Annotated in this window: 20 protein-coding genes; 6 read left to right on the top strand and 14 right to left on the bottom strand. The window is 47.9% G+C overall.

The annotated features are described in order from the left end of the window. Positions 1-31 precede the first annotated feature (31 nt). From OCV70_RS09890 to OCV70_RS09875, 4 genes are all read right to left on the bottom strand, one after another. Complete coding sequence (locus OCV70_RS09890; RefSeq protein WP_117853390.1) at positions 32-706, bottom strand: epoxyqueuosine reductase QueH; 675 nt, start codon at positions 704-706, stop codon at positions 32-34. Then, a complete protein-coding gene (gene asd / locus OCV70_RS09885) occupies positions 675-1,556 on the bottom strand; it encodes an archaetidylserine decarboxylase (RefSeq protein WP_021926794.1) in 882 nt (293 codons plus the stop codon). The genes OCV70_RS09890 and asd overlap by 32 nt, the downstream gene beginning before the upstream one ends. Before the next feature lie 57 nt (positions 1,557-1,613). Next, complete coding sequence (locus OCV70_RS09880) at positions 1,614-2,231, bottom strand: CDP-alcohol phosphatidyltransferase family protein (protein ID WP_117853531.1); 618 nt, start codon at positions 2,229-2,231, stop codon at positions 1,614-1,616. A 63-nt stretch (positions 2,232-2,294) separates the two neighbouring features. Further along, positions 2,295-3,314: a lysylphosphatidylglycerol synthase transmembrane domain-containing protein gene (locus OCV70_RS09875; protein ID WP_117853533.1), complete on the bottom strand. Its 1,020-nt coding sequence runs from the start codon at positions 3,312-3,314 to the stop codon at positions 2,295-2,297. A gap of 177 nt (positions 3,315-3,491) precedes the next feature. On the opposite strand from OCV70_RS09875, the gene OCV70_RS09870 reads away from it, so the two are divergent. Together OCV70_RS09870 and OCV70_RS09865 are read left to right on the top strand one after the other, a co-directional pair. After that, positions 3,492-4,259 carry an ABC transporter ATP-binding protein gene (locus OCV70_RS09870; protein WP_021926791.1) on the top strand — a complete coding sequence of 256 codons (768 nt, stop codon included), beginning with the start codon at positions 3,492-3,494 and terminating at the stop codon, positions 4,257-4,259. Beyond that, positions 4,252-5,100, top strand: a complete 849-nt coding sequence (locus OCV70_RS09865; protein WP_173765842.1) for an ABC transporter permease — start codon at positions 4,252-4,254, stop codon at positions 5,098-5,100. Before OCV70_RS09870 ends, OCV70_RS09865 begins: the two co-directional genes overlap by 8 nt. A 21-nt stretch (positions 5,101-5,121) precedes the next feature. Here the strand turns inward: OCV70_RS09865 and OCV70_RS09860 are convergent, their stop codons facing one another. From OCV70_RS09860 to OCV70_RS09825, 7 genes are all read right to left on the bottom strand, one after another. Further along, positions 5,122-5,613, bottom strand: coding sequence for a GNAT family N-acetyltransferase (locus OCV70_RS09860; RefSeq protein WP_173765840.1), 492 nt, complete (start codon positions 5,611-5,613; stop codon positions 5,122-5,124). Between the two features lie 72 nt (positions 5,614-5,685). Further along, a complete protein-coding gene (locus tag OCV70_RS09855) occupies positions 5,686-7,236 on the bottom strand; it encodes a recombinase family protein (RefSeq protein ID WP_173765838.1) in 1,551 nt (516 codons plus the stop codon). Then, the gene (locus OCV70_RS09850; RefSeq protein ID WP_021926788.1) at positions 7,233-7,424 is read right to left on the bottom strand and encodes a hypothetical protein; all 192 of its coding nucleotides are present in this window, start codon (positions 7,422-7,424) and stop codon (positions 7,233-7,235) included. Before OCV70_RS09850 ends, OCV70_RS09855 begins: the two co-directional genes overlap by 4 nt. Positions 7,425-7,594: 170 nt before the next feature. Then, positions 7,595-7,831: a hypothetical protein gene (locus OCV70_RS09845; RefSeq protein ID WP_021926787.1), complete on the bottom strand. Its 237-nt coding sequence runs from the start codon at positions 7,829-7,831 to the stop codon at positions 7,595-7,597. A 17-nt stretch (positions 7,832-7,848) separates the two neighbouring features. Beyond that, positions 7,849-9,138 carry a DUF4832 domain-containing protein gene (locus OCV70_RS09840; protein ID WP_021926786.1) on the bottom strand — a complete coding sequence of 430 codons (1,290 nt, stop codon included), beginning with the start codon at positions 9,136-9,138 and terminating at the stop codon, positions 7,849-7,851. Positions 9,139-9,475: 337 nt separating this feature from the next. After that, positions 9,476-10,201: a hypothetical protein gene (locus OCV70_RS09830; protein ID WP_021926785.1), complete on the bottom strand. Its 726-nt coding sequence runs from the start codon at positions 10,199-10,201 to the stop codon at positions 9,476-9,478. A 135-nt stretch (positions 10,202-10,336) separates the two neighbouring features. Further along, positions 10,337-11,077: a DUF3825 domain-containing protein gene (locus OCV70_RS09825; RefSeq protein WP_021926784.1), complete on the bottom strand. Its 741-nt coding sequence runs from the start codon at positions 11,075-11,077 to the stop codon at positions 10,337-10,339. Positions 11,078-11,407: 330 nt separating this feature from the next. Between OCV70_RS09825 and OCV70_RS09820 the strand changes: the two genes are divergently transcribed. From OCV70_RS09820 to rfbD, 4 genes are all read left to right on the top strand, one after another. Then, a complete protein-coding gene (locus OCV70_RS09820; RefSeq protein ID WP_021926783.1) occupies positions 11,408-12,604 on the top strand; it encodes a MerR family transcriptional regulator in 1,197 nt (398 codons plus the stop codon). A 120-nt stretch (positions 12,605-12,724) separates the two neighbouring features. Next, positions 12,725-13,621 (top strand): glucose-1-phosphate thymidylyltransferase RfbA, encoded by an 897-nt coding sequence (gene rfbA, locus OCV70_RS09815; protein ID WP_021926782.1) that lies wholly within the window; start codon positions 12,725-12,727, stop codon positions 13,619-13,621. A gap of 69 nt (positions 13,622-13,690) precedes the next feature. Next, a complete protein-coding gene (rfbB, locus tag OCV70_RS09810) occupies positions 13,691-14,710 on the top strand; it encodes a dTDP-glucose 4,6-dehydratase (protein ID WP_021926781.1) in 1,020 nt (339 codons plus the stop codon). A gap of 15 nt (positions 14,711-14,725) precedes the next feature. Further along, positions 14,726-15,667, top strand: coding sequence for a dTDP-4-dehydrorhamnose reductase (gene rfbD / locus OCV70_RS09805; RefSeq protein ID WP_021926780.1), 942 nt, complete (start codon positions 14,726-14,728; stop codon positions 15,665-15,667). A gap of 167 nt (positions 15,668-15,834) precedes the next feature. Here the strand turns inward: rfbD and OCV70_RS09800 are convergent, their stop codons facing one another. From OCV70_RS09800 to OCV70_RS09790, 3 genes are all read right to left on the bottom strand, one after another. Next, positions 15,835-16,812, bottom strand: a complete 978-nt coding sequence (locus OCV70_RS09800; protein WP_021926779.1) for a TM7S3/TM198-like domain-containing protein — start codon at positions 16,810-16,812, stop codon at positions 15,835-15,837. Positions 16,813-16,954: 142 nt separating this feature from the next. Then, positions 16,955-18,199 carry a transglutaminase domain-containing protein gene (locus tag OCV70_RS09795; protein WP_243280814.1) on the bottom strand — a complete coding sequence of 415 codons (1,245 nt, stop codon included), beginning with the start codon at positions 18,197-18,199 and terminating at the stop codon, positions 16,955-16,957. Between the two features lie 9 nt (positions 18,200-18,208). Further along, positions 18,209-19,720, bottom strand: coding sequence for an AAA family ATPase (locus OCV70_RS09790; RefSeq protein WP_021926777.1), 1,512 nt, complete (start codon positions 19,718-19,720; stop codon positions 18,209-18,211). Between the last annotated feature and the right edge of the window lie 26 nt (positions 19,721-19,746).

The following is a 19,746-nucleotide window of genomic DNA, read 5'->3' as shown; positions in this document are numbered from 1 at the left end:
TTGCAAAGAGAATTTCCAGGTTTCTTCTACTTTACTGCATTTTAGAGCCACATTCGCATTTTTCCTCTTCTTCCCTTTGTCGCTGCTTTTCCATGCTCTCCCGTTTGGAAAATACACAGCCGCAGTAATTCTGCCTGTACAATCCGTATTCATGGGAAAGCTCAATAGAACGTTTATAGCCGTTTTTCTTTTTAAAATCAGAAGGCAGATGTTCCACCTTGTAAATTTGGGACAGCTCCTGTCCAATCTCATTTATTTTTCCGGCATTTTTCAAAGGACTGATAGAAAGCGTAGTTGTAAAATAATCGTAGCCTCCCTGTTCTGCCAGTCTGGCAGCCTCCTCCATGCGAAGGCGGTAACATCTAAAGCACCGCTCCCCGCCTTCCGGTACATCCTCAAGTCCCCTTGCCATTTCATAAAAATCTTCTGGCTTATATTCTCCCTCTACAAATGCTACCGGATGAACAAATTCCATCTCACTAATCAGGCGTTGAATCTCTGATACTCTTTTTTCGTATTCCTCTTTTGGAGAAATATTGGGATTATAAAAAAATACTGTAACAGAAAAAAACCTGGAAAGATATTCCAGGACGTAACTGCTGCAGGGTGCGCAGCAGGCGTGAAGGAAAAGTCTGGGGACTCTTCCCGCCTTCTGCTGCCCTTCAATTAATTTTTCAAGCTCTTTTTGGTAATTTACATTTGCCAATTCTCTCACCCATTCTTACAATTGTTTCGTAACCGTTCTCTGAATTCTCCACAAGATCCGCATCCAGTCTTACCTTTCCATGCTGAATCAGCAGCACAATAGTGGAACCGCCGAATTCAAAATAACCTTTTTCTTCGCCTTTTTTTACCTGGCAGGCTTCCGGATGCAGGTTGGTGATCTTTCCTACCATCATAGCTCCCACTTCCATCAGCACAAGCGTGCCGAACTGCCCCGTCTTTAACAGGCAGTACTCCCGGGTGTTCTCATGGTAAATGGGATACACCTCATTGGCAGCCGGGTTCACTGTGTGGAAAACCCCAGGAATCTCCACTGCCTGTGATTTCATTCCGTCTGCCGGATAACAGTAATGATGATAATCGTCTACAGTCAGGCGAAGGATCAGGGCATAGCCACCAAGATACCGCTCTGTCAGCTTCTTATTTCCCAGAAGCCGTTCCAGAGTGTAGGGAGTATCTTTAATAAAAAACCGGGAATCACTTCCGATCCGGCTGACTGTCACCTTGCCGTCGCAGGGACTAACCAGCACGCTTTCGTCCTCTGCAATCGGACGCTGGCCATCTTTCAGCCGTCTGGTGAAAAAATCATTATAAGAGCGGAAGCTGTCTCTGGTGCACACAGACAGATCAATGCCGTTTCGCTGTACAAATCCCGGCACCATTCCGGCAGAAAACCTGGTATTTAAAAACCAGCCGCCCAGCTTTGTCACAAAGGGCTGCACCAGGATCCGAAGACAAAGCCGACCGCCCCAGTCGTTGTAAAGGTGGCGGAGGAATTTGTCCTGCTCATTCTCTTCTATGGTAATGTTGCCTTTTCTGTCTATATACTTCATAGGTACCTCCCAAACTTCTCTGAAATCAGATAGTTTCTGATCCTGATGCTGAAAATCTTACAGCAAATGGAACATCATGGACAGCGCAAGTGCCACCAGGGCAACCAGGAGGATCACCATAGGATTCTGAGGCTTCTTCACTTTAATGTCACTGATAAAAAGTACGCCGACCACAACCACTGCCACATGGATCACCAGAAGGAAGTTCGCTCCGCAACCCTTCCGCAGAAGATAAATAAAGGGAAGGATAATCGCCATAGAGGTGATAGGCAGTCCCTGGTAATACTGACGCAGCTCAGAAGTCTCATTCTGGCGCTTCTCTTCCATTACATTAAAGTAGCCAAGACGAATCACGGATGCCACACAGTACAGACACAAAATGATGATTCCAGGAATGCGGTCCATTCCCAGACAGTAGCAGATCAATGCCGGAAATACGCCAAAACATACCACATCGCACAGGGAGTCGATCTGAATTCCGAATTTCTTCTCATCCTCTGTACGGTCCTTCTTGGTCCGCGCGATCTTCCCGTCAAACATATCACAAAGTCCGGACAGTGCCAGACACAAAATTGCAACCTTAAAATCCCCGGCCAGTGCCCTTGTCATGCCAAATACTGAAATTACCAGGCTTATGTAAGTAAGCACCACCGTATAATCATAAAATCCAAGCATATCCTGTTTCTCCTTCTTCAAACGTTCTTCTTCCTTCATAGCAGCAAATCATATCCTTATTTTCTATTTCTGTCTTCCTATGGTCATGTGGGCCACGCAGGTCATCACTGCACTGATCAACATCTGCCCGTAATAGGAAATTCCGCGGCTCAGCAGCATGGACGGCAGCATCAGGCTTCCAAACACGGGAACAAACATCACCATATACAAGGTCTCGCTGATTCCCATGCCTCCCGGCAGAGGAAGCATATCCACAGACACAGAGATCACGGCTTGCAAAATGGTAATCGTCAGGATTCCATAAGAATGAAGTCCCAGGGCACGGTATACCCAGTAGGTCACAGTAAACAAAATGCATCTCTGGACAAAGGTGATCAGAAACACATTCAGGATCACTCTTTTGTGGCTGGCCCAGAATGCTGCAGTCTCGTGGTACTGATCCATGGAAGCCTCCAGCTTCTCAAGCCTGCTCTTCCTTGGCTTCAGAATCCGGATGTGCTCGATAAGCTTCAGCCCCGTTACCATGATCCATTTGGCAAGCCCGGGAGCAAACACCAGTATCATCATAAAAGTGACGCAAAATACATTCAGCCCTACCCCAAGGTAGAACACCCACATGTAATCTCCCAGATAACCGCGAAGAAATCCTCCGCCAAACAGGCAGATCACAAGGCCAATCACAACCAACACCGCCTTGTAGGTGATGGTGACGATCATCAGCACCAGGGTGGTAACCGGAATGGGCAGCTTATCCTTCTTCATATAAAAAATCTGCATAGGCTGTCCGCCGGAGGCAGACGGTGTGATGCAGCTGAAGAAAAATCCTACAAAGGAATACAGTGCACAGTGTCCCATTTTCACACTGGTGCCAAGGGTTCTCATCATATAAAAGATGATCACCGATTCTCCCAGTATAAAAAGCACCACGCACACAATGCTAAGAAGCAGATATCTTGCATCTGCTTCCCTGGCTGTACTGATAATGTCCCCGATATCCTTACCGCGAAATACCAGATACATGGTAAGTCCGAAAACCACAACCAGAAATAAAAGGTTAAAAACCGTTTGCTTCTTACTCATAATATTTTTCTTTCCTGAAATCAAATTATTTCGCTTCACGGGAACCGCGAAACCGCGAACTCCGCTTCGCTGCGTTTGCGTAGCGTAATATATTCGTGCTATGCCCGAATATATTACTTCATTATATCATACCCACCACCAAAAGCATATCATAAATTATAGAAAAATGGAGGTTTCGATATGAATCCGCTTCTGGAAGTAAAGGATGTCAGCCTTTCTTACCATAGTCTTTCCGGGGAGACCGCTGCCCTTTCTCATATATCCTTTGATCTGATGCCCCAGGAGTTCCTGGCAATTGTAGGGCCCTCCGGGTGCGGCAAATCCACTTTGCTGAATCTGATCTGCGGACTGCTCCGCGCGGAGCAGGGAACCATTCTTATGGATGGAAAGCCTCTCACAGGCGGCAGCTCCCGCATTGGCTATATGCTGCAAAAAGACCATCTCTTAGAGTGGCGCAGCGTCTATCGCAATGTTCTCCTTGGACTGGAAATACGGGGGGAGCTTACAAAGGAAAAGCTCTCCTATGTAGATGAACTGCTGAAGCTTTATGAACTGGATAAGTTCCGGAACAGCCGTCCAAGCCAGCTCTCTGGCGGCATGCGTCAGCGTGCGGCACTGATCCGTACCCTGGCGTTAAAGCCGGATCTTCTGCTCCTTGATGAGCCCTTCTCGGCACTTGACTACCAGACACGGCTGAATGTAAGTGATGACATTGGAAAAATCCTAAAAAAGCAAAAGAAGCCAGCAATTCTGGTTACTCATGATATTTCCGAAGCCATCAGCATGGCAGACCGGGTACTGATCCTTTCCCGGCGTCCTGCCTCTGTGGTAAAAATCGTTCCCATAGATCTGGATATGGAAGAGCGCACGCCTCTTGCATCAAGAAATGCGCCTGCTTTCAAATCCTATTTCACCTTAATCTGGAAGGAGCTGAATCAGAATGCATGAACCCTCCCACGCACAAAAAGCATATCTTGCGCGGCAGAAAAGGGACCGTTGTCTTGTTGTTGGTGCAAGGCTTCTGGTCTTTCTTATTTTTCTGGCACAGTGGGAGATCTTCTCACGGCTTGGCTGGATCGATTCCTTTATTTTCAGCAGCCCCTCCATGATCTTCCAGACCTTTGTGAAAATGGCAGAGGACCAGTCTCTTTTTGTCCACATTGGTGCAACCTTAAAGGAAACCCTTCTTAGCTTCGCCATTGTAGTTCTGGCAGGGCTTGGAATCTCCGTTTTACTGTGGAGCTGTCCCCGTCTTGCAAAGGTGCTGGAGCCTTACCTGGTGGTCCTGAACAGCCTGCCAAAGTCCGCCCTGGCGCCTCTTCTCATTGTATGGCTGGGTGCCAGACAGCGCACCATCATTGTGGCCGGAATGTCCGTGGCCATCTTCGGCTGCATCCTGAACCTGTACACTGGCTTCGGGGAAGTGAACCCGGAAAAGCGGAAGCTGATCCGCACTCTCGGCGGGGGCAAAAAGGAGGAGCTTCTGAAAATCGTTCTTCCTTCCTGCATCCCTCTGATCCTTGCAAATATGAAGGTGAACATCGGCCTTTGCCTGGTGGGCGTGATCATCGGGGAATTCATCGGCGCCAGACAGGGACTTGGGTACCTGATCATATATGGCAGTCAGACATTCCAGCAGGTATGCATTCTGAAACTTTTTCCATGTTCTATTTTACACATTTCATCTTTCACGCTGTTATTTCCAGTTACAGCGGCGTTCTCTTTTCTTTCCACTTCTTATAACGAAACGTTTTCCGATTTTCCTTCAAAAAAGAAAATATTTTTTTGAAAAAATACAGGATACCTTTTTTCACCCTTTCAGGCAGTCAAATGCGATTCTTTCGTCTCCTCTTTCCAGATGGATGATTCCGCATTCCTGAAAGCCGAATTTCTTCAAAGCCCCCTGCATGGGCTTATTGTCCCTATGGGTGTCGATGCGCAGATAGCCGCTTCTTTCCATTCCAAAGGTAAAGGCCGCGCGGGTGACACCTTTAGTCTCTCCATCAGATGCCACTCTGTGGATCACGCCGTAGGGCTTCTGGTCGCTATGCCATGCACCGTTTTCAATCACGCGGTAAGTGGGATCCTCTCCCATAAAAAATACGAAGGTGCCCACGATTTTGCCGTTTTCCTCGCATACATAGGAAATTCCCTGCTTCACATCATTTTCCACAGTGGAAACCTCCGGGTAGCGGTCCTCCCACTGGTTGGGGTTTCCGTTGTTTTTCATAAATTCTCTGGCGATTTTATATAAATTCAGAATCTGGGGCAGATCCTGGGAAGTGGATTTTCTTATGTTCATTGTTTTATATCCTTTCTTGTTGATCCGACTTTTTGTTTCCTATCTTCGGAAAAATAGTACGCCGTCTGGCGCTTAATCTGTAGTATAGCATATTCTGCAAAGCTCACACAAGAATATTGTCTGTCCCAGTTTTCCTTTTTGAAGAACTTCCAGCCTTTCCGGGAATACCGTGATTTTTTCTACAGTTTCCAGCATGCCAAAAACACAGGCTTTTGAAATGCACTGATTTTGCAGGAGAAACTGACGGATCGTTTCCAGGCGTTCTTCCGACGTGGGGAAAGATCTGTGAGAGTTTTCCTTTGGAATATTCCGTATGTTTTGTTCCTGTATTTTACTTTGCAGGTCAAGCTGTTTTTCTTTGTAAAGGGATTCGTCAATGAGGCCTTCTAAGTATTTTTCCAGGAGAAGGGACTGCTGCTGGCGGAGCTTTTGATCGTATTGCTGGGAGTGTGCCTGTTCTTTTTGCCGGGTTTCCTGCAGGCATTCTTTTAGAAGCTTTAGAAAGATTTTTGCCAGTAACTCTTCTGCTTCACAGCAACTGCTGTTAGTAAAAATAGAATTCGCCAGAAAAGAAAACAGACCGTTTTCTTCCAGATGAATATTATCACAGCCGCCTTCTTTTCCGGGTTTGGTTCTGCCTTGTTCCAGGTAGGTACGGCATTTCCACTGACAGATTTGGTCATGCTTTCGCTTTCTGGTAGTGCGGTAAAAAGGAGCGCCGCACAGACCGCAGACCAACTTGCCGCTTAATATATGTTTTCCAGGGTTAATGCCTACTGTTTTTTTTCCTGCCCGTTTATCGATTTCCCGATTTGCTCTCTCCCACAACTCCTTGGAAACAATGGCGGGAATCCGGTTTTCGTAGACATATTGGTCCTCATTTGGATTTTTCACCATCTGTTTGGTGTCGAAATCAAAGTGCCTGCGGTTCATCACCACTGTCCCTTTATTGATGGGATTGCGGATCATCCGGCGGATGTCGGAGTCGGAAAAACAGGTTCCGTTTCGTTTTCGAATTCCTTTTTCCCGGAGGAGCCGGGCGATGGTCCTGCTGCCGTAGCCCGCGGCACACAGCTCATACATCTGGCGTTTCACCTGCGCTTCCTCTTCGATGATTTCGAAACTTTTATCTGGCAGTTTCCGGTAGCCGTAAGTGTTGGAAGTGAGCATCAGGGCATTCCCCGTCTGCTGGCGGTGCTTATGGGCATTGTTTATTTTGCGGCTTAGCTCCCGGCTGTACTCCTCTGCCAGAATGGCCTTGATCCCTGTGATCAGACTGTCATCTGCCGTGTAAAACCGCTGTTCCAGGTACAGATACAGCTTTTTCCTGCAGGATACCAGCCGGTCGATAAAAATGTACCAGTCTTTTGTGTTGCGCATGAGACGGTCCTGGGATTTGATCACCACCACGTCAAACCGTTTTCCAAGAAGATCCTCAAAAAGCCGCTGGTACTGTTCCCGTCCCCGAACGCTGGTGCCGGATCTGCTTTCAATGTATTCGTCTGCCAGAAACCAGTTCAGGCGGCGGACGCATTCTCTTGCCTCCGCCGCCTGTCTTACCAAGGCGTCCCTCTGGCACTCTTCCTCCGTGCTGCATCTGCAGTAGATTACGGCGCGGATCATAAAAAAGTGCCTTCGTATTTATTTATTTTTTCTTTCAGGGCTATTTTCTCAAGAGGAGATATCAAATTCTCGTCCTCTAAAATGTCCGCAAGATATTCCAGAATTTTCCTCTTGGAAAAAACGGCAGACCTTTCTTCATCACAAACATTTTTCCCATTTCCTTCACTTCTGTTTTCACACGGAAGCATAGCACATTTCTCCTCTGGCTGACAGCAGATTCAGGGAATCCGTCTCCTGTTCCCTGATTCGCTTTTTGTCATTATATGCAGGCCGCTTAACCAAATAGCACTCCCATATTTGCATCAACTACTGCCGCCGGCTCAGTTGCAACATATATGGACTGTCGTCTCCAGGCAAATTATTTGCTTGGCGGCGTATCGATCATGTGCCATTCCCACTCCGGGTCGATGACTGCATCCGCACTTTCCAGAACTGCACAGTCTTTATCGCATCCGTCCACCGCGCAGGAACAGGCCATGCCAGCCTTCTCAAAATGTCCTGGTTCTCCCTCGTAGCGCACACACCACAGTCCCCGGTAATGCATCCGCTTGCAAAGACCGTATTCATACTCGTATTTTACTGTTTTTTCTCCCATATTCTATGTGTCTCCTTCTACTTTAGTCCGTCCCACAAAATGTTCTTTCCATTCTTATATTTGCAATTCATTGCCAGTCGTACCTGGGGTCTGTCAGTCATAGGATCTTCGATTCCTACAGACAGGCGGTAACCTTCCCTCAGAAGATTTGTCACCTTTTCTGTGGCGAACAAGATGGCTGTCTTCACCTGTTCTCCGGGCAAAATCTGTGACAGCGTAATGTCTGCCTGTGGATTCTCCACAATTTTGCCTTCTGGATTTTCCAGATACAGATACACCTTCCAGTCTCCATAAAAAGGAGCCACCCCGTCATTTTCCCAGGTCAGTTCCAGAAGGTTTCTTTTCCATCTGGCTTTCGAAATCCAGAGCCGGTATCCCATGTTTCCCAGAAGCTGGTCGTAACCCTCTTTATAAGTCTTATCTGCAATATTCGGTCCCAGAAATGTAGTGTGGGACGAACGAATCAGCTCCATTGTCTCCTCAAGATCTATCTGCAGCATTTTTTCCATAGACAGGGCACTGGTCAGTTCCCCTCCGGAAGGTGCCTTTTTCCAGAAATCCAGCATAGCACACAGAGCGTTTTCCTCCATGGTCTGGCTGTAGGTGCCGCCCTCCCGGATCCACTGAAGCCACTCCTCGGTATCCTCTTTTTTCCCGGCAACGTCATTGTACAGGCCCATACTGCACGCTTCTGCAATGGCAAAGGGCCTTCTCATAAGGAAAAATGCTTCTGGAAAAGCTTCCAGCCAGGGCGTTACATACTGGTTTCTCACCGACTCCTTTGGCATCCGTCTGATGCCCTGTCCATAGTTCACATGCCACTCACCCCAGTGTCCCAGGCTTCCAAGCTCAACAAAGGCAATGAGTCCGTCTTTGCCCAGATGCTCTCCCATCGCCTGTACCGCAAGGCTGTGATACCGAATCAGAAGTTCATTGTTATAGTCCGGGGCAAAGCCTTTTCCGTAAGCACCCTCATACCAGGTTCCGTCTCCCCCGGTCTTTTCGTACAGCCACTTGGGAATGTCCATATGAGGCTTGTCCCCTGGAAGATCACAGACAAAGCGCAGCACCAGATGCCTGCCCTCGCTTCGCCATCTTGCCAGCTGGTTTTCCCTCTCGATGGTTTCCCAATCAAAAACGCCTTCCTCTGGCTCAAGCTTTGCCCAGGTAATGTCCATATAGAGAAGGGAAATATCCTGGCTGATTTCCAGGTTCCACGCACCGGGCGCATATCCCATAAGAGGATTGCCGAACGCTTCCTCTGATTTTTTAAATTGTTTTATGTTTTCCCTTCCAAACTGCCACATAGTTTCTCCTGCTGCCAGAGCGTTTCTGCACTTTTTTTCCTGTCAGAATGTGCAGTCACTGCTTCAAGCTTACCTGGGTTCTCATGTCCATTGTGATCCTTTGCATCATTGCCATGCTCCTCTACGGCATCCTGGCTTTCATTGAAAAATACTATCAGAAAAAGCTGTAAAACGTACTGCTTTTCCTTTCTGAATGCTCAAAGGCAGGGAATGCGTTTTTATGGAACATTCTCTGCCTTCTATACAACTTAGATTATAGTTTCTGCTGCATCCAAACTCGCCATGGATGCAAAACCGTTAACTTTCCTTCCTGACGATGCCACACATATTCCTTTCCTCAATCCGCCATCTCAGCCAGTGCGCTGATCCAGGTTACTGCGTTTTCTGTGTGTTCGGAGTTTACCAGGATGCTGATCTTGATTGGTTCGTATGCTACCTCAAGCTCAGATGCCAGTTCCTGGGAGGTAATGGAAATGCTGTAGGGATCTTCCGGGTCACCTAACTTCTCGAAAACATCTTCCGGAAGAAGATCTCTTAAATTGGCGAAATACTCTTCCTTGTTCTCAAAGCTGTCGATATAGATCTCGGAACCTACCAGCACATCTATGGCCCTTGCCGCCACCTTGGTGGTAAAGGACATCTGGCTGTAGGATTCCAGGGCTGCCCCGTCTCCTTCTGTGCGAAGGCTCTCATCTACTGTAACGATCTGGTAAGGGTCATCCTGGATTCCCAGAATATTTTCAACCGCTTCCTCTGCACCGGCCTGTTTCATGCCATAGGAATCAATGACCATCATCGTAAGGGCAGTTTCAATCTGGGCATTGTCATAAATATCCTTCGCCGCAAAAATAAGTACGATCACGCCTACGATGGCTGCCATCTGCGGCTTATAATAAGCCCAGATATAGCCAAGCTTGGCGCCAAGGCCCATGCCTGCCAGCTTCTCTTTTTCTAACTGGCGCTTCTCCTTTTTCGTCAGATCAGATTCGTGTTTGTTGTGGATATCATTCTCATCGATCTGCTTTGGTTCTTCCTGATTCTCATCCTTTAATTCGATTCTCATTTGTTCTCCTGCGTTCTGTGATCTTAATGTTACTATTCTAACACCATTTTAAAGTTTTGAACAGTCTCACATGAGAAATCACAGTTCTTTCACACTTTTTCACAAAACGGGCATGTCGCCTGCCGGCATCACTTCTCATGCCCGCAGCCAGCTTGTATCCAGTCTTGCCAGCAGCCTTGCGTTGTGGTACGCCATGCGAAGGGTCAGGCATGTCCTGCCAAGATATTTGGTACCGTCCGGAGTTTTCATGCAGGCGAGGGCAAGGTCCGGGACGCCGGGATTTTGCAGGCAGATGGGAATCAGGAGCTGGATGGAATGATTATAATACTGAGGGATTGCCGCCTTGTAGTCCGACTCCAAGATTCGCCTTGTCTGCTGCAGCGCCCCGTCAAAAAGCTGCACCCGCATGCCGCTTTCCCGCACAGCCGCAGGCAGGCGCTGCACATTTTCCTCATCATCAAAAATATGCTCATACTGGGGCACCACAGGCAGCTTGGTGTCGAACACCAGATCCGAAGGATTTTCCACGTAGCTGGCACGCGGAGGCAGGTCCTTTATTTTGATTTTCAAAAGCGAATAGTCCGTGTAGAATCCTTCCAGAAACCATTTCTGTCTGTCCGGCACAACATTGGGAACAAAGTAAGCATAAATAGGCTGATAATACTGATTAAAGAGTCCTGTATGAAAAAGGGCGTATTCTTTTTCCTCTGTCACCTTGCCCTCCTCATACAGTCTGCGAAAGGTGTTTTCCAGATACCCTTTCAGGATCCCGTTGTCCCCGGAGTCTCCGAAACTCCACTTTTCCGGGGCGATCCTGGCCAGGTTCTGAATCTGACGGTTATAATTTCCGCAGTAGGTGAAATCGAATAGATTCATATTGACCTCCTGTCCGTTTTTCTTCTCTTCTTTACATTTTATTGTGGAAAATAGCTGGCAGAACTGCCAGTTTCAGGAAAAGGTCCCGCGTTTGCGGCCTTGGATAAAGGGTAGCATATTCGGTGGAAAAGCTCAAGAAAAAACGTTCGACTCATTGTGACAACATAAGCCGACAACACTCATAATCGTGCAAAATCAGCGAAAAAGACGGCATTAGACTGCATACGGTTGTCTGCAGCTATCCTTCCCCCTTGCGCATCGAACTTATATTTCTTATAATACTGCTATAGAAAAAGGGTCGGGCAGCTTTCCCGGCCCGGGAGGTATCCTTTGAAAAAAGACGGCTACTATTCTTCCGGTCAGTTCGCGCGGATGGCAGGGGTGACCCTTCGCACCATCCGGTACTATGACCAGCACGACATTCTCAAACCATCCCTTGTCACAGAGGCAGGGGCAAGATTTTATACAGACGGGGATTTTGCAAGGCTGCAGCAGATCCTGCTTCTGAAGTACCTTGGCTTTTCCCTGGAGGATATCCAGGAAATGACCATCGAAGACCCGGACAGCCATTTTATGCTGAATGCCTTAAATATCCAGCTGAAACTGGTCCAGGACCGGATCGAGCAGATGCAGCTGGTGGAAAAAACCTTAAAGGACACGGCACAGGCCATTTCCGAGGAACACACCGTGGACTGGAGCCGCATGCTGGACCTGATCCACCTGACCGTTATGGAAAAAAGCCTGAAAAACCAGTATCAGAATGCATCCAACATCTCCTCCAGAATCAACCTGCACAGCCTTTATTCCGTAAATAAGGAAGGCTGGTTTCCCTGGATCTTTACCCGTTGCCAGATTCAGCCGGGCATGCGCATTCTGGAGCTTGGCTGTGGAGACGGCGCCCTTTGGACCCAGAATCTTTCCCGGCTTCCAAAGGATGTGCACATTACTTTGTCGGATATTTCAGAAGGCATGCTCCGTGATGCCAGACGTGCCATCGGAGGAAAAGATCCCCGCTTTTCCTTCAAGGCATTTGACTGCCACAATATTCCATCCAAGCTTGGCACCTTTGATCTGGTGATCGCCAACCATGTGCTTTTCTACTGTGAGGATGTGGGAAAAGTGTGCCAAGGCGTCAGCAAAATCCTAAATCCAGGGGGAAGGTTCCTTTGCAGCACCTACGGCTCCGGCCACATGCGGGAAGTCAGCCTGCTGGTCCAGTCCTTTGACGAGCGCATTGTCCTTTCCGCGGACAGCTTGTACGAGCGCTTCGGCCGGGAAAACGGCGCAGATATCCTTTCCCCGTATTTCGGAAAAATCACCTGGCAGTCCTATGAGGATGAGCTGATCGTCACAGATGCGGAGCCTTTGATTTCCTATATTCTGTCCTGCCACGGCAACCAGAACCAGTATCTGCCCGACCGCTACAAGGATTTTCGCGCCCATGTGAAGAAAAAAACCGAGCATGGCTTCCACATTACCAAAGACGCAGGGGTGTTTCTTTGTGAAAAAGTAACAAATTTGAAATAATTGTAAAAAAGCCCTTGAAGGTAACGTAAGGTCACCTTTTATAATGTAGTTACACAGCAAGGGTCAGGATCTGCGTAAATTTTGTCCTGACTGTAGAAATCATGCAAAGGAGAATGTTTTATGAAGGGAATTATTTTAGCCGGAGGATCCGGTACCAGACTTTACCCGTTAACCATGGTTACTTCCAAGCAGCTTCTTCCAATTTATGATAAACCAATGATCTACTATCCAATGTCCGTTCTCATGAACGCAGGGATCCGTGACATCCTGATCATTTCCACACCGCAGGATACCCCTCGTTTTGAGGAGCTTCTTGGCGATGGTCACCAGTTCGGCGTTCAACTTACCTATGCGGTACAGCCAAGCCCGGACGGACTTGCGCAGGCATTTATCATCGGCGAAGATTTCATCGGGGATGACTCTGTTGCCATGGTTCTTGGCGACAATATTTTCGCAGGACACGGCCTGAAAAAACGTCTGAAAGCAGCGGTTGAGAATGCAAGCACAGGCAGAGGCGCTACTGTATTTGGCTACTATGTAGACGATCCGGAGCGTTTCGGTATTGTGGAATTCGACCAGAACGGCAAGGCCGTTTCCATTGAAGAGAAACCGGCTCATCCAAAGAGCAACTACTGCGTAACCGGACTTTACTTCTACGACAACAAGGTAGTAGAATATGCAAAGAACTTAAAGCCAAGCGCAAGAGGCGAGCTTGAGATCACAGACCTGAACCGCATTTACCTGGAAAAAGGCCAGTTAAATGTAGAACTTCTTGGTCAGGGCTTCACCTGGCTGGATACTGGTACACACGAGAGCCTTGTAGATGCTACCAACTTTGTAAAAACCGTAGAGACTCACCAGCATCGTAAAATCGCATGCCTGGAGGAAATCGCTTACTTAAACGGATGGATTTCCAAAGAAGAGGTTATGGAAGTTTACAATATTCTCAAGAAAAACCAGTACGGCCAGTACTTAAAGGACGTTCTTGACGGCAAGTACATGGATGTACTTCACTAAGCACCTCAAATTAGGGGCAAAATATCTTTTGCTCCTAACTTTATAATGACACGAAAAGGAGAATTCACAATGAACATTATCGTTACCGGCGGCGCCGGATTCATCGGAAGCAACTTTATTTTCCACATGTTAAAAAAATACCCGGACTACCGCATCATCTGCCTGGACTGCCTGACCTATGCAGGCAACCTTTCCACTTTAGCTCCGGTTATGGACAACCCCAATTTCCGTTTTGTAAAAGAGAGCATCACAGACCGTGAGGCCGTTTACAAGCTTTTTGAGGAAGAGCATCCGGATATGGTTGTAAACTTCGCAGCAGAAAGCCATGTTGACCGTTCCATCGAAAACCCGGAGGTTTTCCTGAACACCAACATTATCGGTACCGCAGTGCTGATGGACGCATGCCGCAAATACGGCATCAAACGTTATCATCAGGTTTCCACTGACGAGGTTTACGGTGACCTGCCTCTTGACAGACCGGACCTGTTCTTCACAGAGGAGACCCCGATCCATACAAGCAGCCCGTACAGCTCCTCCAAGGCATCCGCTGACCTTCTGGTACTTGCTTACCACAGAACCTACGGCCTGCCGGTTTCCATCAGCCGCTGCTCCAACAACTACGGACCATATCATTTCCCGGAAAAACTGATTCCGCTTATGATCGCAAACGCATTAAATGACAAGCCTCTTCCAGTTTACGGAAAAGGTGAGAATGTCCGCGACTGGCTGTATGTTGAGGACCACTGCCGTGCCATCGACCTGATCATCCACAAGGGCCGTGTCGGTGAGGTTTACAACGTAGGCGGACACAACGAGATGAAAAACATCGACATTGTCAAGATCATCTGCAAGGAGCTTGGCAAACCGGAAAGCCTGATCACTTACGTAACAGACCGTAAAGGACATGACATGCGCTACGCCATCGACCCGACCAAGATCCACAACGAGCTTGGCTGGCTGCCGGAGACCAAATTCGCTGACGGCATCAAAAAGACCATCCAGTGGTACCTGGACAACAAGGAGTGGTGGGAGACCATTATTTCCGGCGAATATCAGAATTACTACGAAAAAATGTACGGCAACCGCTAAGGAGGGCTGACAGATATGAAACTGTTTGTAACAGGTGTGGCAGGTCAGCTTGGCCACGATGTAATGAACGAGCTTGATAAGCGCGGATACGAAGGGGTAGGCTCTGACCTTGCCCCCCAGTACAGCGGAATCCAGGACGGATCTTCTGTTACCAGAATGCCTTACGTTTCCGTGGATATTACAGATGCAGCTGCTGTAGAAAAAGCCATCACAGAGGCTGGCGTGGACGGCGTGGTCCACTGCGCGGCATGGACAGCTGTAGATGCAGCTGAGGATGAGGACAAGCAGGAAATCGTCCGCCGCGTCAACGTTCTTGGCACAGAGAACATTGCAAAGGTCTGCAAAAAGCTTGGCATCAAAATGATGTATCTTTCCACAGACTATGTGTTTGACGGTCAGGGCACCACTCCGTGGGAGCCGGACTGCAAGGCATACAAGCCGCTGAACGTTTATGGCCAGACCAAGCTGGACGGCGAGCTTGCCGTTTATCACAATGTTGACAAATTCTTCATCATCCGTATTGCATGGGTATTCGGCAAAAACGGCAAAAACTTTATCAAAACTATGTTAAACGTGGCAAAAACTCACGATACCTTAAAGGTTGTCAACGACCAGATCGGTACCCCTACTTATACCTATGATCTCGCCCGTCTCATGGTGGACATGATCCAGACAGACAAATACGGCTATTATCACGCAACTAACGAGGGCGGTTACATCAGCTGGTATGATTTCACAAAAGAAATCTTCCGTCAGGCTGTAGAGCTTGGACATACAGAGTATGCAGAAGACAAAGTTACAGTTCTTCCGGTAACCACTGCAGAGTACGGCATTTCCAAGGCTGCACGCCCATTTAACAGCCGCCTGGATAAGAAAAAGCTGGTGGAAAACGGATTCACTCCTCTTCCCACCTGGCAGGATGCACTTTCCAGATATCTGAAAGAGATTGAGTTCTAAAGCACAGCGGAGCCGCGACAGTTCACACTTGCTTGATATACGAAATTCAACATAATAAAGAAAGCAGCCAGTTCTTTCAGGTTCTGAACACAGAACTTATATATTAAAAGAATTGGCTGCTTTTTTATCTGCATTTTCGCCAGCATCAGAAGCTGCGAAACCGCCTTTTATTTTCTTGTTTTTCTCTGGTACGGACTGGCGCTGTTTTTCTTCTTTTTCTTTTTGTTTTCGCCGTAGTAGTCCTCTAAGTACTCTTCAATTACCTCGTCCTCATCCACCGAATATTCATCCAGAATCTCTTCCATAGCATCCGGGTCATCCTCCGGAAGCTCATCATTTTCCAGATCAAAACCGTTCACTCCATAGTCCAGATCATCCTCCTGGTCATATTCCTCGTAGGTGTCCCGGCGCTTTCTTCCTGACTGGCGAACTTTCCTTGGTGCTTCGTCCTCTTCCTGGAAATCGGTGTCCGGTTCTTCTTCGTATACTGCAGGTCTTCTCTTTTGGAAAGTTCTTCTGGAATTCTCAGCTTCTCCCTCGTCCTCATCCTCGTATTTCAGCCTGTTGATTGCAAACTGAATCAGCATTCCCACCAGGGCAAAGCCGATGGAAAAGATGATTCCAAAAGGAATTTCCTCCATATTTGTCAGCTTGGCAGTGGCAAAGCCGCTTAAAATTCCGCCGAGGATACTGGTTCCCACAATGATCACTTCCCGCTCATAGCGAAGGGCAAGAAAACCAAGCCCCACACCGGTCAGCAGGCACAGGAAAAAGGTAAAGGATGTGGTAGGATGGATCAGGTAAATGGTTACTGTCAGCCCAATTCCGGCACCGATGATAAAAATACCAGCCTTAAAGATGGCAAAGGATATTACCGCAAGGACTACGCCTGCGATCAGCATAACCACCACATAAATGGTTTTGTCGCTGGCTCCCGCCTCATATACGCCGAAGAAGCCAGCCCCGGCGCCCATCAGAAAGCCAAAGATCATCATCCAGAACCGAAGAAGCCGGTAGCCCAGAATACAGTTGACCAGACCAAATACAAGCACGATTCCAAAGAACGCCATTGCCAGCGTCCCGGCTGCCTGCATGTCATGGATTCTGGCGGCAATATTTAAAACATTTTTCAGAATATCTGTCATAAGTAACGCCTCCTCCCACAATTGATTCTATGATGTTAGGGGCAAAAGGTCTTTTGCCCCTAACTTGATATCCACGAATTGCTCCACTGCAAAGCAGCTTCCGCAATCCTCATTATATACTATTTTTTTCAAAACACTGTAATCAGAACATATAATAAATAGTTTTCATATTTTCCAGAATGCCATAGTGATATTCCACCTGATTCATTCCATATAGGGTCATATAATATCTGGCAGTTTCCTGAATGGAGTCCCCGTTGATCCACTCTGCCTTGGCCGCATCAAAAGCTTCCTGAGTGGAAAACTTAAATCTCACTACCGCCGCCCCGTTATTCAGCCGCATCTGACAGTACGCCAGGATCTCCTGGTAATCATAGGTGTCAAAGCACCCCTGGTTCAGCACATAGAAATTCTTAGCAGTAGCCGTACATTCCGGTAAAGTAAATTCACTGGACGGCGTGTAAGTCATCTCATATTCCTTTGGGAAGGGACACAGATAATCATACAGGATCGTCTTGTGTTCTGCAAGCTGAACCGCATCTCCTTCCAGAAATTCCGGCTGATCCCCGTTGGTGGCATCAAAATAATAGTAATCCCCATCCAGCAAGATGATGTTCCAGGCATGCCCCTCTGTGCTTCCCGCCGTGCTGCCCTCCACATAGATGCAGGGAACTCCCAAATATTCCAGAAGATACTGGGCAGCGCCTGCGTACCCGGCACACACCGCCTGTTTTTTCCAGAAGATGCCTGCCATGCTCTGGTCATCCTCAGACTCCTGGTACTCTGCGGTATTGATCAGATAGGTATACACTGTTTTGGCTTTTTCGTAGTCATCTGCCCCCTCTGGAAGCAGCGCACTTACCTCCTGACAGGCATTTTCCGCCGCCTTTTGGATTTCTTCGATCTCTTCCTCTGTGTAGCTGTATCCCGGGGAAAAGGTACAGTAATTGCCGTCTGAGAATGTGGTTTTGTAAACCGACTTCCGGTTATGGACCCAGAACAGTTCCGGGTGATCCATAAGAACCGCATGATAGACCCGGTTTACCGTGTCATCTTCATAGACCGTAAGGTAAAATTCCTTCTCCCGGTTCTGGATCCCGGTAAGCATTTCCCGGTATCCCCGCTGCTCCTCCTCTGTCAAAAGCCCGAAATAATATTCCTGGCGGCCGGACTGTTCATCCGTCCCGGCAATCTTCTGCTTTCTTAGCTCCCGCACTTCTTTGGGCTCTCCCGAAAAAATCTCAGGAGCATTTTCAAAAAGCTTTTCTCCCGCCTTTTCCAGAAGGCTTCCAGGCTCATACTGCTGCTGATACATATAAATTCCCACCAGAACCGCCGCTGCAAACAGAATGATAAAAATAAGCTTCCAGGGATTTCTTTTTCGCATTTGGCCTCCTTATCCCAGCTGCCGGATCCGCTCCAGAATGTCTCTGGTATTTTCCCGGAACAAAAGTTCCTTGTTGTAACGGTAATATCTCTCGCAGGAGTACTCCTGAAGGAAGGAAACTGCCGGGCTGCTGGTATTCAGCTCTGTGATAAACACCACCAGCTCCTGTCCTCCTGCAAAAGCGCTTTCCATAAAATCAAAGGCATATTCCAGCTGTCTGGCTGCCTGGTCAAAATCTTCGTCATACTTTTCCTTAGACTCATTAAACCACTGGCGAAGAAAAGCGAAGGCTGCTTCCCCGTCCTGGACATTTTCTTTTTTCAGGTTCATCACGTAGCGCTCCAAAGTGTCCAGCACCTGCTGGTCGTGATGAATGTCTTCCCTGGACAAAAGCCCTGCCTTCTTTCGGGCGGCGGACTCTGCCTGATAACGGTTCTTCACATCCTCAAGATAAACCACAGGCTGCTCCCTCTGGCCTTCCATAAGAGGCTCCTTGCTTTCCTTTAAAATATCAAAAACAGCGGCAAGCACATCTTCTTCCTCGCGGACCATTTCAAACCCCTTGTTCAGCCTGGAAAGAAGAAGCCCGGTGACGCTCAGCTTCTCGTCAAAGGATGCGTGAGCTGCCTTTTTCACCAGAATATCGTCGATGCGGCCATTTAATACCTCATCGATCTGATAATCTGTGCGGTACTTATAAAACAGCTCCAGATAATTGGCAAAATCCCTGGCGATCTGAGGATGCTGGATGTACTGGCCAGCCACCTCCCGATCCACCGTTTTATCCAGCTTCTCATAAACCTGGATCAGACGGGAAAGATCCTCCCAGCCTCTTGGTGTGGCGAAATTTTTGCCGTCCACAGTACTTTCCATCTTGTAGAAATTGGCAGGCCTTGTGTTCAGATAGGAAATCACGGCAGGGTGCACACCAGCTGTATAGGCATACTCTCTCCACGCATCAAAATCCGGCTCCACCTGGATCTTTTTCACACGGTCCATGGTCACCACATCAAATTCCCGGACGGATTTGTTGTATTCCGGCGGATTTCCTGCAGCCACAATCAGCCAGCCCTCCGGAATCTTATGGCTTCCGAAGGTTTTGCACTGGAGAAACTGCAGCATGGCAGGGGCCAGCGTCTCGGAAACGCAGTTGATCTCATCAATAAAAAGGATTCCTTCCCTTAGTCCGGATTCCTGGATTTTTTCATAAATGGAAGCCACGATCTCACTCATGGTATACTCTGTAACCGCCATTTCCCTGCCGTCAAATTCCTTTTTGGAAATAAAGGGCAGGCCGATGGCGCTCTGTCTGGTGTGATGGGTGATGGTGTAGGATACCAGGCCCACCTTGCATTCCCTGGAAATCTGCTCCATGATCTGGGTCTTGCCGATTCCAGGTGCCCCGATGAGAAAAATGGGACGCTGTGCCATCACCGGGATCTCGTACTCCCTGTACTCATTTTTCAGAAGGTAAGCTTCTATTGTATTTCGAATCTCTTCTTTCGCTCGCTTAATATTCATAATCTCTCTCCTCGTATTGCCAAAAT

Origin of the sequence: Blautia acetigignens, assembly GCF_025566865.1 — a bacterium.
Classification (GTDB): Bacteria; Bacillota; Clostridia; order Lachnospirales; family Lachnospiraceae; genus Blautia_A; species Blautia_A acetigignens.
This window is presented reverse-complemented; position numbering and strand designations above follow the sequence as displayed.